Origin of the sequence: Pedobacter sp. D749 (assembly GCF_019317285.1) — a bacterium.
Taxonomy (GTDB): domain Bacteria; phylum Bacteroidota; class Bacteroidia; order Sphingobacteriales; family Sphingobacteriaceae; genus Pedobacter.
The window spans coordinates 3031603-3047221 of sequence record NZ_CP079218.1 but is presented as its reverse complement, the minus strand read 5'-3'; the positions used below and the strand labels follow the sequence as shown (position 1 = coordinate 3047221).

General features: G+C 37.6%; 12 protein-coding genes. 7 read left to right on the top strand and 5 right to left on the bottom strand.

The features are described 5' to 3' along the window. Positions 1-148 precede the first annotated feature (148 nt). Positions 149-1771, bottom strand: a complete 1623-nt coding sequence (locus KYH19_RS12245; RefSeq protein WP_121282962.1) for an ABC-F family ATP-binding cassette domain-containing protein — start codon at positions 1769-1771, stop codon at positions 149-151. A gap of 499 nt (positions 1772-2270) precedes the next feature. Between KYH19_RS12245 and KYH19_RS12240 the strand changes: the two genes are divergently transcribed. The 4 genes from KYH19_RS12240 to KYH19_RS12225 all read left to right on the top strand — a co-directional run bounded on the left by KYH19_RS12240 (position 2271) and on the right by KYH19_RS12225 (position 4648). Beyond that, positions 2271-2831, top strand: coding sequence for a hypothetical protein (locus tag KYH19_RS12240; RefSeq protein ID WP_219075318.1), 561 nt, complete (start codon positions 2271-2273; stop codon positions 2829-2831). A 211-nt stretch (positions 2832-3042) separates the two neighbouring features. Next, the gene (locus tag KYH19_RS12235) at positions 3043-3618 is read left to right on the top strand and encodes a nitroreductase (protein WP_219075317.1); all 576 of its coding nucleotides are present in this window, start codon (positions 3043-3045) and stop codon (positions 3616-3618) included. A 185-nt stretch (positions 3619-3803) separates the two neighbouring features. Next, a complete protein-coding gene (locus tag KYH19_RS12230; protein WP_219075316.1) occupies positions 3804-4148 on the top strand; it encodes a DUF1801 domain-containing protein in 345 nt (114 codons plus the stop codon). A 47-nt stretch (positions 4149-4195) separates the two neighbouring features. Further along, a complete protein-coding gene (locus tag KYH19_RS12225) occupies positions 4196-4648 on the top strand; it encodes a 3-oxoacyl-ACP synthase (protein WP_121282965.1) in 453 nt (150 codons plus the stop codon). A 210-nt stretch (positions 4649-4858) separates the two neighbouring features. Here KYH19_RS12225 and KYH19_RS12220 read toward each other — a convergent pair whose 3' ends face one another. The 3 genes from KYH19_RS12220 to KYH19_RS12210 form a co-directional block, all read right to left on the bottom strand. Beyond that, on the bottom strand, positions 4859-6019 hold the full coding sequence (locus tag KYH19_RS12220; protein ID WP_219075315.1) for a DUF3298 and DUF4163 domain-containing protein: 1161 nt from the start codon (positions 6017-6019) through the stop codon (positions 4859-4861). A gap of 82 nt (positions 6020-6101) precedes the next feature. Next, positions 6102-6965, bottom strand: a complete 864-nt coding sequence (locus KYH19_RS12215) for a polysaccharide deacetylase family protein (RefSeq protein WP_132401517.1) — start codon at positions 6963-6965, stop codon at positions 6102-6104. Positions 6966-6981: 16 nt separating this feature from the next. Then, a complete protein-coding gene (locus KYH19_RS12210; RefSeq protein ID WP_132401514.1) occupies positions 6982-7860 on the bottom strand; it encodes a polysaccharide deacetylase family protein in 879 nt (292 codons plus the stop codon). Between the two features lie 176 nt (positions 7861-8036). Here KYH19_RS12210 and KYH19_RS12205 point away from each other — a divergent pair, with 176 nt between their 5' ends. Continuing rightward, positions 8037-10544, top strand: coding sequence for a DPP IV N-terminal domain-containing protein (locus KYH19_RS12205; protein ID WP_219075314.1), 2508 nt, complete (start codon positions 8037-8039; stop codon positions 10542-10544). Between the two features lie 520 nt (positions 10545-11064). Then, positions 11065-11487, top strand: a complete 423-nt coding sequence (locus tag KYH19_RS12200; protein WP_219075313.1) for a PepSY-like domain-containing protein — start codon at positions 11065-11067, stop codon at positions 11485-11487. Between the two features lie 192 nt (positions 11488-11679). On the opposite strand, the gene KYH19_RS12195 is transcribed toward KYH19_RS12200, so the two are convergent. Then, complete coding sequence (locus KYH19_RS12195) at positions 11680-12516, bottom strand: M57 family metalloprotease (protein ID WP_132401505.1); 837 nt, start codon at positions 12514-12516, stop codon at positions 11680-11682. A 122-nt stretch (positions 12517-12638) separates the two neighbouring features. Here KYH19_RS12195 and KYH19_RS12190 point away from each other — a divergent pair, with 122 nt between their 5' ends. After that, on the top strand, positions 12639-15464 hold the full coding sequence (locus KYH19_RS12190) for a S8 family serine peptidase (protein ID WP_219075312.1): 2826 nt from the start codon (positions 12639-12641) through the stop codon (positions 15462-15464). The last annotated feature ends 155 nt before the right edge of the window (positions 15465-15619 follow it).

Sequence of the window (15619 nt, the reverse complement as noted above, 5' to 3'; positions counted from 1 at the left end):
TTTGAACAAAATTGGTTAATGGCCATTAACGCTTTTTTCTTGTAAAACGATTAACAGAATGAAAACGCTACACCAGTGTTGATTTTTTTTTACAAAAGAAAAGCCGCATGATTTTCATGCGGCTTTATACAATGTTTTAAGCGTAAAATTAAGCGTACATTTCTTCTCTTAATTTTGCAACATCACTGCTGTTGATGTATTCATCATAAGTCATCAACTTATCAATAGTACCTTTTGGTGTAATTTCGATAATGCGGTTGGCAACGGTTTCTGTTAACTGGTGATCTCGTGAGGTAAATAATATTGCACCCTTAAAATCTTTCATGCCATTATTCAATGCCTCGATAGATTCAAGGTCCAGGTGATTGGTTGGCTCATCAAACATTAATAAGTTAGCCTGTTGTAACATCATTCTGGAGAACATACAACGCATTTTCTCACCTCCTGAAAGTACTTTTACGTTTTTAAGTACTTCTTCCCCTGAAAATAACATTCTACCTAAAAAGCTGCGTACAAATTGTTCATCAGCGTCGGTACCAGAGTACTCACGTAACCAATCTACCAGGTTTTCATCTTTACCCGCAAAATATTCAGAGTTATCATTCGGAATATCTGCTGTGCTAATGGTAACCCCCCATTTAAATTCGCCTCTGTGGTCTGTATCTCTTCCTGTTAAAACATCATAAAATGCTGCAGTAGCCAAACTGTTTTGAGATATAACTGCAATTTTATCTCCTTTATTTACCATAAAGGTAACTTTGTCAAATAAAATGCCATCATTTCCACTTTTGCCTAAAGCATCAACTTGTAAAATCTGATCTCCAGCCTCGCGACCGGTATTATTGAATATAATGGCCGGATATTTTCTGCTCGATGCTTTAATTTCGGTGATATCTATCTTATCTAAAGCTTTTTTACGTGAAGTAGCCTGTTTTGATTTAGAAGCATTCGCACTGAACCTACGGATAAATTCCTGAAGCTCCTTTACCTTATCTTCCATTTTCTTGTTCTGGTCGCTGCGTTGTTTTAATGCCAGCTGACTAGATTCGTACCAGAAAGTATAGTTACCAGTGTAAATGCTCATTTTGGCAAAATCGATATCTACGATATGCGTACAAACGGCATCTAAAAAGTGCCTGTCGTGAGATACAACCAAAACGATGTTCTGATAATCAGCCAGGAAGTTTTCTAACCAGGCGATGGTTTCGATATCCAAATCGTTGGTAGGCTCATCCAGTAATAAAATATCCGGATTGCCAAACAGAGCCTGTGCCAATAACACACGTACTTTTTGTGTGTTATCTAATTCCTTTAACAATTTGTAGTGATTATCTTCAGTTATGCCCAGATTGCTTAACATCGTTGCCGCATTGCTTTCCATGTTCCAGCCATCCATTTCTGCAAAAAGATTTTCAAGCTCTCCGGCGCGTTCGCCATCCTTCTCCGAGAAATCTTCTTTCATATAAATGGCATCTTTTTCTTTCATGATGGCATAAAGTTCTTTATGGCCAATCATTACAGTTTCTAATACCGAAAACTCATCAAATTCGTAATGGTTTTGCTTTAAAACGGCCATTCTTTCGCCTGGAGTAAAAGCCACGCTACCAGAGGTTTGATTCACTTCTCCTGATAAAATTTTAAGAAAAGTAGATTTACCTGCGCCATTAGCCCCAATTACGCCATAGCAGTTGCCTTGGGTAAATTTTAGGTTAACATCTTCAAATAATGTGCGCTTGCCGTACCGTAATGATAAATTAGAAACTGAAATCATGCTATAATTGAAATAAGCCGCAAAGATAGGGAAAAAGGTTGAGGGTAGGAAAGTCTTTAATGGTTTGATTGTTTTATTGTTGAAAGGTTTGGAGGTTGGAAAGTTGAAATGGGTTTTTAATGTTGAAAGGTTGAAAAGTTTTAAGGATTTGGAAATAGAGGGGCTGGTTCATTGTGGCAGATGCAGTCCCGTTATCCGCTTTACTCCGCTTTACTCCGTTGCACTCCGTGTTCGCTACTACCGGGTTTATTTTACAAAGGGAGAAGCTTTTGGCTTATGGAAATAAATCTTTTATTACGGAACATTATTATATTGATTTTAGTAAACTGTTTCAAAGTGGGGAACGTCATTCTCGCGCATGCGGGAATCTTAATGCAAGCTTTAGATTCCCAATCAAGTTGGGAATGACGACCTATCTTAAGGTAATTTGCAGCAAAAAATAGAATTTATTAAATGACTTTGATCTGTTTATCTCCAGCAAAAGGCTTATTTTAGCCTTATGCAAAACGATCTCTTGCTCGAAACCATAAAAACCACACTTCAGAAAAGCAAAGTAGAAAAATTAGCGGCCATAGCTTCTGAAGACACCTTTTCGGTGAAAGATCTGATCGATTTAAGCTTTTATCATGATGAGCAGATCGGGTTTCGGGCCGCATGGATTTTGGAAAATGTATTTGCTAAGCATCAGCAAAGATTTCTGCCCTATGCGCTTTATTTTTTGGAGAAATTTCCGCAACAAAGCAATTTATCTGCATTGAGGCATTATGTTAAAATACTGGCCTTTATGACTAGGAAAAATGCTTGTATGGAAATCAAGGAGATTCTTGCTGATTATGAAACTGATCATCTGGTAGAGGTTGTTTTTGCATGGTTAATTGACGAAAAGATTCCGGTAGCTGTTAAATCACATTGTTTAAACATTTTGGCCAATCTAAATACCAGGCACAATTGGATTAAGGAAGAGTTATTGCAAACCATGGATTTTCTGGTAGACAAAGAAAGCATAGGCTTCTTTGCGAAAGTTAAACAGATCAGGAAGCAGTTGTCAGTTCGCGGTTGACAGTTATCAATTTGCAGTTAATTGTTTTAAGCTTCAGTTAACGTAAAGTCAAATCTTTGGAATTTAAACCTTCTACCTTCCGCCTTCCGCCTCATATATCCTTCCGGCTTCTATCTTATTTTCAGTTAACATAGCGTCAAATATTTTAATTGATTTCAAATTGTTTTTCTCTTTCAGCTTTAGTCTTTGAGCTTTTAGCTATTTTTACCAAATGAGTACAACATACGATATCGTTTCAAAAGTTATAAAAGAACGTCGCAGTATTTTTCCTGCCAGTTATATCAAAAAAGAAATTCCGGTTGAGGTGATTAACCAGATTTTAGAAACGGCCAATTATGCACCGACACATAAATTAACGCAGCCATGGCGTTTTGTCGTGATCAGAAAAGCTGGATTGGCAAAACTTGGTGAGGAACTTGGTAAACTATATAAAGAGTTGGTTTCCCCTCAACAATTTCTTCAGAAAAAGTACGATAGCTTTGGTGAGAAAACGAGTCAGGCTGATTGTATTATTGCCATAAATATGCAGGTGAGTGGTAAAATACCTGAATGGGAAGAGTTGGCTGCGGTTTCCTGTGCAGTTCAGAATATGGCTTTAACTGCAGAAAGTTTACAGGTTGGCGCATACTGGAGCTCCCCACCATTAATTGATGATTTAGGTGGTTTCTTAAGCCTGGGTGAAAATGAAAAATGCATCGGCTTATTTTACATGGGCTATCATAACGAAAAACCCTGGGCGCCGAACCGGACTTCTATTGAAGAGAAAGTAAGGTGGATAGAGGGGTAGGTGGGGCATTAGTTCATTGGGCAATGGTTCATTGGTAAATAGCGTTAATCGGTTAATGGTAGAAATCGGTTAATCGACTTCAGACTACGGACTAAAGACTTTGGACTATTAGTTCGTTATAGATTTACATTTTTTATCATCAATTTTGCCCGTCCATTTTCCATCATCCATCTTACATTCTCGCTATGTTAAATCCTCTGGATCATTATTTCGAGCAAAAAGACGAGCCGATTAAAAGTTGCCTTCAATATTTGAGGTCACTTTTAATGAGTTATGATGATATTACGGAACATTGGAAATACGGAATGCCTTTTTATTACCACAAAGAAAAAATGTTCTGTTATCTTTGGATCCATAAAAAACTCCTTCAGCCTTACATTGGTTTGGTTGACGGACATAAAATTGAACACGAAGATCTGTTGCAGGAGAAAAGGGCCAGAATGAAAATTTTATTAATCAACCATTTTGAGGATATCCCCAAAAAGAAAATCAAATCCATTTTAAACCTGGCTTTTGACCTTCGCAAATAGCTACATCACCCCATTATCCATCTTACATCTTCCATTATCCATCAGATATGTCTGCGTTAAAATCAAAACTTTATCAGCTTTGCTTAACTTTTATTCAAAATAGGATAGAAAATATAGAATATTCACTGCAACAAGCCAGGCAAGCTTCGAATGATGATACGAAAAGTAGCGCGGGTGATAAATATGAAACCACGCGCGAAATGATGCAGCAGGAAATGGATCGCAATAGTAAATTACTGTATGAAGCAGGTCAGCAGAAAATTGCTTTACAGCAGATTGAAAATGTAGAATCAGATCGATTGGTTAAAAATGGAAGTTTGGTGCTCACTACTGAAGGTAATTTTTATATCAGCATTAGTGCAGGCGAATTAAATACCGATGGACAAAAATTCTTTGCGGTATCACAGGCTTCGCCGATAGGGAGGTTTTTGATTGGAAAAGCTATCAATGAAAGCTTTAAGTTTAATGGGAAAGATTATATTGTAAAAGAAATACTGTAAAGTTTTTAGTTGGCAGTTCAACATTGCAGTACTAGGCGATTCTATATTATCGCTGGCACTGAAGATCTGCGTTTAAATTTGTGTCATCTGCGGGAAACCTTTTTCATATTTATTCCCGCTGATTTAAGATGATAAACGCAGATGATAAGTTTTCAGCTAACCAGTTCTAACAGTTAACCAATAATCAACTGAAAACTCCTAATTGTAAAGCTACTTAACCCCCATCCGTTGCGCAAAAGCCGGCACCAAATAAGCCTTTAAATCCGAATAAGGAATAAACACTACAATTTGCCCTTGAGCGTAACTTGCTACTTCGTATGGGTTATACATAAAAGCGATGCCGTTCGCATTGAAATAAAAGTTATTATTTGGTTTTATAAAATCATCAAAAAGCACAGTGCTTAAAGCATCTTTGGCTTTAATATTATATTCTTTGCGAAGATTGCGTTCTAAAATACCCTGTAAAGTATTCGAATCAATTTTAACAATGTCGCTCAATACCATTTGTTTTTTGTTCTTCACATCCAAACAATACATCACACTGCTATAATTACCATGTGCGCCGCCGGTATAAGCATCAGCCAGGAAATCGATTACCACATAACCATTATCGTTATAATTAACCGATTGCTGACTGTTGTTGGTGTAATTCATCCAGGCCTCATAATCATCACCATTGCTATTTTGTTCGGCAACCTGCAATTTATAATCTTTAAAATAGTCTGCAGCAATATTTTTAAAACCATTTGTCCGTTCAACCTGCGCTTTTATTCCCAATATCTTTTTAAGTTCAGTATTTAACCAGTTGCCGTATTCATCTGAATTTTTACTTTCCAGGTATTCAAAGCTGATCTGCGCAGCTGGCGATTTGGCCTGGTTGGCAAAAGCTTTAACCGAATCTTCGTAAATGCCTGCATTGAACTGATAACTTCCTTCAGGATATTTTTCTTTCAGGGCAATCGGGTATTTTTTTGTTTCATCGCCACTTTCCCATGTGCCGTCAAAACCATTTCCATTCCATTTTAATTTTAAATGTGGTGATTTTGAATCCTGCGTAAAGTATGATTCATAAAAACTATACTCGGTAAGTACCATGCTATCTTTCCCGATTAGCGTATCGGTTGAGAGGTTAAGCCATGAGCCATCGTAATAATAAAAACCGCTTACATCGTCATCAACTTTTTGCAGATGCATGACTACCTTTTTGCCTGCAATGGTGCCTTCTAACCGCTTATAGAAACTCTCGGTAAGCCCGGCTTTTACATTAACCGTACTATCTGTAGTTTTGCTGGTATTGGTTCCGTTTTTAGGACTGTTACACGCTGATATTATCGCTAATCCAAAAAGGCAAAAAAGAAAAGAATACTTCATAAGGCAGACAAATTAACTAAATTGGAAGATTGTCACGTTGTATTATCTAATTGCTCCAATCTTCCAAATTTAAACCTCTTTACTAAGATTTTGTTTTGTTAAAACTCTTGTTTATGCTGTAATATAAGTTTTTTGCCGTGTATCTTCCCGGATCAATTATTCTTCTGATGGTGTAAAGCGGGAAGTTTTCATCTCTTGAAGTAGACAGAATAAATGAAGCCTTAAAGCCATGTTCCTTTAGTTTATGCAAAGTAGATGATTTGAAAACTCCGTAAGGAAAAGCAAAATATTCTATTTTTTTTCCAGTAATCTGCTCCAGTTTTTTTGTGGGTTCATCAATTTGAGTGGTCCAGTCGGCATTGGTAAACTGTGCAAAGTTTTTATGATCGTAGGTATGGCTGGCGATGGTATTTCCTTCATCAGCTAATTGTTTAATCTGCTCTTTAGTCATGTAACTAATGCGGCCTTTTTTCCCGATAGATACCGTCATGATAAAATAAACACCTTTAAAACCGTACTTTTTCAATGTGCTGTTGCCAATCGTGAATTGGTCTTCATCCGTATCATCGAAAGTAATCATAATAGGCTTTTCGGGTAATTTAGCACCGTAAACCAGGTAATTGTACAACTGATCGGGTAAAATAGAGTGGTAACCACTATCGGCCAGCATTTTCATGTGCTGCTTAAATTTATCAGGAGCAATAATATCGTCATGTGCTCTTTTACTATCACTAGCAATATTATTCCTGATCTGGTGATAACACAGTACAGGAACCTCTCTTTTTGCCAAAATGGTTTTGTTATCGGCAGGTTTGGTATTTGCCGAATCTATTTTAACCTTTTCGGTAGGATTTGCAACTGCTGTTTTTTCTTTTGAAGCCTTAGAGGGCTGGCAAGAGGTTAAAAGTAGTATTGAAACTAAAGCATAGAGCAGGAAACCTTTCATAACGTACTGGTCTTAATTAAAAGCTATTTTTAATGCTGTTGCTCAATGTTTTTGGCGACCAGTAACCACTTGCAATAATCCGGCGGATGGTAAACAACGGGTCTTTTTCATCACGTTTGGTTGATAGTTGATAAGCCATTCTAAAACCACGTTTTTTAAGCTCAGGGATGCCTTCTGCATTCCATAAGCCAAAAGGATAGGCGAATTCGGTCATTTTTTTGCCGGTAATTTCTTCCAGTTTTTTGGTTGGTTTATCTAATTGCTCTTCCCAATCCTTACCGGCATATTTTTTAAAGTTTTTATGGTCATACGTATGGCTGCCGATCACATTTCCTTCATCTGAAAGTTGTTTAATCTGCTCTTTCGTCATGTAATCCACAAATTTGCCTTTTCTACCTATCGAAACGGTCATGATAAAATAAACCGCTTTATAGCCCAGTTTTTCTAAAGTTGGGCGTACAATGGTAAACTGGTCCATATCGGTATCATCAAAAGTTAACATAATCGGTTTGCTCGGTAGGGCAGCACCAGTGTTCAGGTAAGCATAAAGCTGATCTGGTAAAATGGTGTGGTAACCGCTATCGGCCAGCATTTTCATCTGATCTTTAAAGTTCTGGATTTCTACAATATAGTCTTTACCTACTTTACCATCAGTTGGTTTCCAGTTTCTTACCTGGTGGTAACATAAAATTGGCACTTGTTTTCTGGCTAAAATGGTTTTAGCATCAGCAACTTTAATTTTCGAAACATCAACTGGTGTTCCGGTACTTGCTTCTGTTTTGGTATTTTTTTCGGCAGAATCTTTATTGGCAGAATTTTCTGTTTGAGATTTAGATTGGCAGCTGGCAAATAAGATTGCTCCGGCTGTTATTAAGGTTAAAAAGCTGTATTTCATTATTAGGATATATAACTACAAAACTATGAAATCCATTAATTATTTATCTATCAAAATAAATTGTGTTAATAATTAATTTCAGTTGTTGGAAATTATGCTAACTATCGCATTTATTACACATCAGGGCCTGCTTAATATCCTTTAATTAAATAATTTAGCAGCTCAAACAAATTTTGATGAATAAACTTTACAAACTCCTGCTCGGTGCGCAGTTTTTATCTTTAACTGTTGCTGCACAAAACAAAACCTTTACCATTACCGAAAATATTCAGCCACAGCCTAAAGCAAATTATCAGCTTGCATCGCGTTTTTCGCCCAATAAGTTGAAGAAAATGGTTTATTCTACCACTGTAGATCCACATTGGCTAAAATTGAGCAACCGATTCTGGTACACTTTCGAAAGTCCAAAAGGGAAATTCTGGTACCTGGTAGATCCTGCATCAAAAAACAAAAAACTGATGTTTGATAATGCTAAACTGGCAGCAGATATTACCCTGATTGTTCGGGATCCATTTGATGCAGAACATTTACCGCTCGAAAACTTAAAATTTGCAGCCGACGAAAAAAGCATTTCTTTCGAAATCAAAAGCACGGTTGATGAGCTAAAACAAGATAGAAAAGATAAAAAAGCCGCAGATTCTATGCAGAAAAAAATATTTTCTTTCAAATACGAATTGGCCAGTGCAAAATTAACTGAGGTACCAAATTTCAGTAAACCAAAGCCTAAACCATCATGGGGATCTGTAGCACCAGATTCTTCAGCCATCATCTTCTCCCGTAACTACAACCTGTTTTGGATGGATAAAGACAACTACAAAAAAGCGGTTAAAAATGAAGATGACAGCACCATTGTAGAGCACCAGCTCACTAAAGATGGCATTAAATTCTATTCGTACGGAAGTGATGGCGATGGTGAGAACAATGTGGAGAACGAAAAAAACAATAAAAAACGTCGCGGCGCTTATGTGCTTTGGTCGCCGAATTCAAAATATTTTGTTTTGGATAGAACCGATTCGCGCAAGGTTAAAGATCTTTGGGTAATTAATAGTGTTACGCCTGGTCGGCCAACTTTAGAAACTTATAAATACCAGATGCCCGGAGAGGCCGAAGCTCCTCAGGATGAAATCTTGCTGTTCGATTTTGCTACGAAGTCTTATAAAAAAATGAATGTTGCCGCATTTAAAGATCAAAGTATTTCGGTATGGGGCAAACCATCATTAAATAAAGACCGTGATAACGAATTCCGCCCATCTATTTGGTTGGGTAACGATAGCAGGTTCTATTTTTCGCGTACCAGCCGCGATTTAAAACGTATTGACATTGGTACGGTTGATATTGCTACAGGTAAGGTTACGCCATTAATAGACGAACGTTTTAATACGTATGTTGAAGTTAATCGCCCGGGTTTGGTTAACGATGGTAAAGAGTTGATTCATTGGAGTGAGCGCGATGGCTGGGCACATTTTTATCTTTTTGATGGAAATGGGAAGCTGAAAAACCAAATTACCAAAGGTGCTTTCCACTGTGAGAGTATTGTAAATATCGACGAGAAAAAACGCATTCTTTATTTTACCGCTAATGGAAGGGAAGGCAAAGAAGATCCTTATTATCTGCATCTGTACAGTATTAATTTCGATGGTTCGAACATGAAACTGTTAAATGCAGGCGATTTTGATCATCTGGCAAATATGAATGATAACAATACTTTCTTTGTTGATAATTATTCGAGAGTAAATACTGCACCAAAAGCTACACTTTACGACGGAAGCGGAAAAAAAGTGATGGATCTTGAAACTACAGATCTTTCCTTGCTGGTGGCGGCAGGTTACAAATTTCCTGAGCCTTTTAAAGTAAAAGCAGATGACGGCATAACTGATCTGTATGGCGTAATGTATAAACCTTTCGATTTTGACCCTAATAAAAAGTATCCGATCATCGAATATGTTTACCCAGGGCCACAAACAGAGGCGGTAAATAAAGCTTTCAGCAAAAGTATGGACCGTACCGAGCGTTTAGCGCAATTTGGTTATATCGTAATTACGGTTGGCAACCGCGGCGGAAACCCTTCACGTTCTAAATGGTACCATACTTATGGTTACGGCAATCTGCGCGACTATGGTTTAGCTGACAAAAAAACTGCTATTGAGCAATTGGCCGCAAAATATTCTTACATAGACGAGTCGAAGGTGGGTATTACCGGTCACTCTGGTGGTGGTTTTATGTCTACAGCCGCCATGTTGGTTTATCCGGATTTCTTTAAAGCTGCGGTTTCGAACGCAGGAAACCATGATAATAGTATTTACAACCGTTGGTGGAGCGAGAAACACCATGGTGTAAAAGAAACCATTTCATTAAAGGGCGATACCTCATTTAAATATAGCATTGATAAAAATCCTGATCTGGCCAAAAACTTAAAAGGACATTTGTTATTGATGCATGGCGATGTAGACAACAATGTGCACCCGGCAAACTCAATCCGTGTAGCCAATGCGCTAATGAAAGCAGGTAAACGTTTCGATTTCCTGATTATTCCAGGTCAGCGCCATGGTTTTGGAGATATGACAGAATATGCTTTCTGGAAACTGGCCGATCATTTTAACAAATATCTAATTGGCGATTTTTCTGACCCAAGTAATGTTGATCTGGTAGAAATGGACAGAGATATTGAGCAAAACGGAAAATAATTTCATTTAACCACAGATAAAAAGGATGCACACAAATTCAATCCGTGTTTATCAGAGTCTATCCGTGGTTAAATATTTTTACTGCAAGCCATCTGTTTTTTGGAAACAATTTTCCCACCATGGTTTGTGTCCTTACGAACCATTTTTTATAACGATAAGTCGTCATTGCGAAGCTAATTTTTCATTAGCTGTGGCAATCTAAATAGTAAGTGTTTGTTTTACTGTTAGATAGTTTTTTGGAAAGCAGGACCAGGTAGTTCTTCGGTTATTTCAGTCCTGCTATTGCCTATAGTCCCGATTTGAATTTTCTTAAATACAATATTTTCTTAAATCGGGAGCTATTTGGCGCTATCAGGTTTAATTATTGTAGGGTTGTGTTCCAAATCTAAACCTTTCGATTGCAAAGTTTTCTCTTTTCGTCATGGTTTGTGTCCCCACAAACCATTTTAGAGACGATCTAAGAGCGAAACAATTAAAGGGACATGACTGTTGTTTTATTATGAATTATAAAAGCACAATTTTGGCAGCATTTCTCTTGGTTGGAGGGATTGCCAGTAGCAGCGCTCAAGATATAAATCAAAAAGATGTTCCATCTGTTATTAAAGCGGCATTTAATAAAGCTTATCCGAAAGCAACAGATGTAGACTGGGAAAAGAAAGGCGCAAACTATGAAGTCGATTTTAATGTAGGAAGCGTTGATCATAAGGCTACTTACACTTTTTCAGGTAAAACACTTTCTTTTGAAAAGGATATCCCAAATGGCAAATTGCCAGCAGTAATTGCTAAAAATATTAAAGCAAAATATCCAAAAGGCAGGATTGATGATGTTGACTGGATTAATACTGCCGGAAAAATAACCTACAAAATCGATATTGAGGGTACACCCGATGTAAATGTTTGGTATGATGCCAGTGGAAAGTTTATCAAAGAGGTAGCCGATTAAATTTTAAACATGATTGTGATGGCTTGTTTCCCCACAAACCATTTTGTTGTATTTAACCACAGATAAAAAGGATGCACACAGATCAATCCGTGTGCATCTGTGATTAATAGTAGCTTGTTTAATAAGAGTCAAACAAAAAAGCCCCGAAATTTTCGGGGCTTCTGATCTGTTAAGGTAATCCGTTAATAGCTTTTATTTGTAAAGGTAATTTACAGCAATTACATCATTTGCATTGAAAGTGCGGTTGCCGCCGTTAGAACAGGCTAACATGAATGAAGCTGCATCAGGATTAGAAGGTGTTCCTGGTATTCTTACAGCGCCAACATTCGATGCGCCTTCATTGCCTGCACCACTTGCACCACAGCTAAAAGCACGGTTCATATAATCTGTATGACGGAAACCAATGCAATGGCCAACTTCATGCTGGATTACTGAAGCCAGGTACAGCAAATTAGGATTAGAACCATATGCAGCTGAATTGGTGTTCATTCTGATCTGGTTAAAAGGCTGACCTGATGAAGTAGGAAAACCAGCAGAACCTAAGGTAATAAAACCACCACTCGGACCTTCGTTAAAACCTACTACATTAATGTTTCCGGTTGTTCCGGCGTTAGCCCTGCGGAAAGTGATACGTAAACCCAAAGAGTTGTATCTCGAAATCATGGTGTTTACAGCATCGCTATATACCTGCGGCAAATTGGTTACCGATACTGTTATTACACGTGGCAACGATTTAACCAGGTTTGTGGTTCGGTACTGTTCAGTTTCGGCAATGTTTAAATTTGCATCAGTAGAAGGTTCAGCTAAATTGTCGTCAGTTAAAAGGATATCGCCTTCCACCAAATAACCTTCGTCTATCTTACGGATATTGTCGGTACTGAAGCCTAAGGATTTGATCTGTGATAACTTGTCTGCTGAAATTTCAGTCTTGCTTTCTACTGCATTTTCTGTATTATTACTCTTACAAGAGTATAGGTTCGTGAGAAGAAGGCATGCTGCTGCAATCGATAAAAAATTAGTTGTTTTCATCTTAGTTAGAATTAAATTAGTTTAGGTTGAATTAGTTAGTTAATAATGTTTGTGGATTACCTTATAAATCCTAATTTAGGGAAGATAAACCATGTAAACAAAAATTTATAATAAAATAATATTTGAAAGTCATTACTGTATATTTAGTTTTAGTTTTTTGTCTGTCTTTTCTTTGTTTAAACGCACAGGCACAACCTGGTGGAATAGAAAAAAAAAATGAAAAATATATTTCAAAAACAGGGAATTCTGTGAAATTGGGTGCCGATCAGCCTGTTCTGGTCAGGTTCAACCGCACCTTAACAGCAGCCGAAATTCAATTATTGAAACCCCAAAAAAGTCTTTCAGGCGACTATTTTATTGTCCAAAAATCAAATATTTCTAACTTTTCAAACCATGTAATTTACCAGGAACAAGCCAACGGACTTTGGAAGGTGAGTGATAGATTGATGAAAGTGCTGAGTAAAAGCAATAAAAGGAACGATTCTATCCTGGTCCGACTAGCCTTAAAAAATATAAATGCTTTACCAAAGGTCATTGCGAGTTTAAAGATAAAATCAACCGATACTGTAAATCACATCTGCACTGTTTACCTATTACCTGGCGATTTAATGTTGTTGCTGGAGCTTAATGATATTTTATATGCCGATATTTTACCTGTTGCCAAAGAGGAGGAGGTTATAAATGGTCTCGACCTGACTTTAAACCAAATTTCTAACGCCAGAAATCTTTTTCCCGGCATTGATGGTGCAGGTATAAATGTTTCTTTTAAAGAAGGGATGTACGATGCTACCGATCTTGATTTATTGGGTAAAACGGTAACCGGAGCTACTATTAGCAAAACGCCTACCACTCATGCTACCATTATGGCAACTTTAGCTTTAGGAAACGGTAATTCCTTTATCCGGGGTTTAGGTGCAGCACCAAAGGCCAAACTTGCCTATTCTGATTTTACTAATCTGATGCCTGACCTGATTACCGATTTAAACAAACTTCAGGTTAGCGTTCAAAATCATTCTTATGGTACCGATATTGATAACGATTACGGAATAGAGGCTGCAGCATACGATAAACAGATCTTCGAAACGGATACTTTGATCCATGTTTTTTCTGCCGGAAATAAAGGAACAAGCACACCTTCAGTGGGGTTTTATCAAGGTATGACTGCCCGTTCCAATTTAACGGGTAATTTTAAGCAGGCGAAAAATCTATTGGTGATAGGAGGGATCAACAGAGAAAATATTTCTGAAAATCTGAGCAGCAAGGGGCCTGCATACGATGGACGTGTAAAGCCAGAACTTGTTGCTTTAGGCGAAGATGGAACATCAGGCGCTGCAGCAATTACAAGCGGGTCTATCGCTTTGCTCAAACAATTTTACCGGCAAAAATATAAAAAAGCACCTTCTGCATCTCTCATCAGGGCAACAGTGATTAATTCTGCTGATGATTTAGGCACACCGCAGGTTGATTTCGTCTATGGTTTTGGAAAACTCAATGTAACCCAATCGTTAAAAACTTTAGATGAAAACAGAGCCTCATTGTATGAAGTGGCCAAAAATCAGGATTTGCTTATTCCCTTAACTATTCCGGCGAATGTAGCCGAAGTGAAATTGACTATTGCCTGGAACGATCCTCCTGCTGTTGTAAATGCAGCACAAAGTTTGGTTAATGGATTAGATTTAAGTCTCGAAACTCCTACAGGGAGCCAAATCCTGCCTTGGGTATTAAGCAGTTTTCCTCATTTAGATTCACTCTCAAAACCGGCAGTGCGTAAAGCAGACCTAATCAATAATGTTCAGCAAATTACCCTTGATAATCCATCAACCGGTGCTTATAGTATTCATGTCAAAGGCAATAGGATCGAACAAGGTAATAACCAGCCCTTCGCAATGGCTTATCGTTACACATTCAAAAACACTTTTTCCTTTATTAGTCCTGTAAAAAATGAACACTTTTTTGCCAATGAAGATAATTACATCCGTTGGGAGAATACCTATACAAGCAAAACAGGGAACTTGTTGGTGAGTTATGATGGAGGTATTGCATGGAAATCAATTGCTTCAGGCGTCGATTTAAGTACAGGCTTTTACCATTGGAATCCACCAAATCTGTTTGTTAAAGCAATGATAAAAATGGAAGTGGAAGGAAATGTAATATTGAGCCAACCGTTTGTTATTTCCAGTCCCAGGATATTAAGCGTTGGCTATTTTTGTAAAGATGGTTTGGTGCTTAACTGGAACCCACAACCAGGTGCGAAAGACTACACTTTGTATAATATCGTAGATAATATCCTTTCTCCGGTGTTAACCCTTGCTGATACGATAGTTAAGCTTGATGCAAGCAAGATTACTAGCAAATATTTTGCTGTGGCGGCAAACGGTACAGATTTTACAGGGCTGAAAAGTTATACGATCGATTATACACAGCAGGGGATCGCCTGTTATGTGAGAAATTTATTTGCATCAGTGGCCGATGATCAGCGGATAAGAATTGACCTGAGCATAGGCACTACTTTGGATTTAAAGAACATCATCTGGGAAAAACTGACAGGTCCGAATACTTTTAGTGTTTTAGCGCAGACGAAACCCATTTCAAATCAGCTTAATTATACCACTTTTGATGATAAACCGAAAGCCGGAATCCAGTTTTATCGTGTTACTTTCGAAACGGCCAACGGTCAGGTACAAAGCGATCTGGTATCGGTGGTTATTCTGAAGGAGGATGAATTTTCTTTTTTTCCTAATCCTGTAGCTGATTATTTAACCATTCTGAGCGGATCATTTGAAGATTATAGTCTGTCTATTTTTAACATATTAGGGCAGAAAGTTTTCGAAGAAAAAGCCACGAGTTCGAATAAATTTGCACTTAATGCCTTGTCAACAGGGGTTTATGTAGGGGTGATTAATAAAAATGGGCAGCAATTGAAGAAATTTAAGCTGATTAAGAAATAACTCTAACTATACATGTTTTGCGTAAATCTTTGTGGTTAGCGGGAGGCATATGTTTGTTCCCGCAGATTTAAGATGATAAACGCTGAAATATAGTAACTAAAGATTTCAAGCTCTATCTGCGTAATTTGTGAGATCTGCGGGAGACTAATTGTACG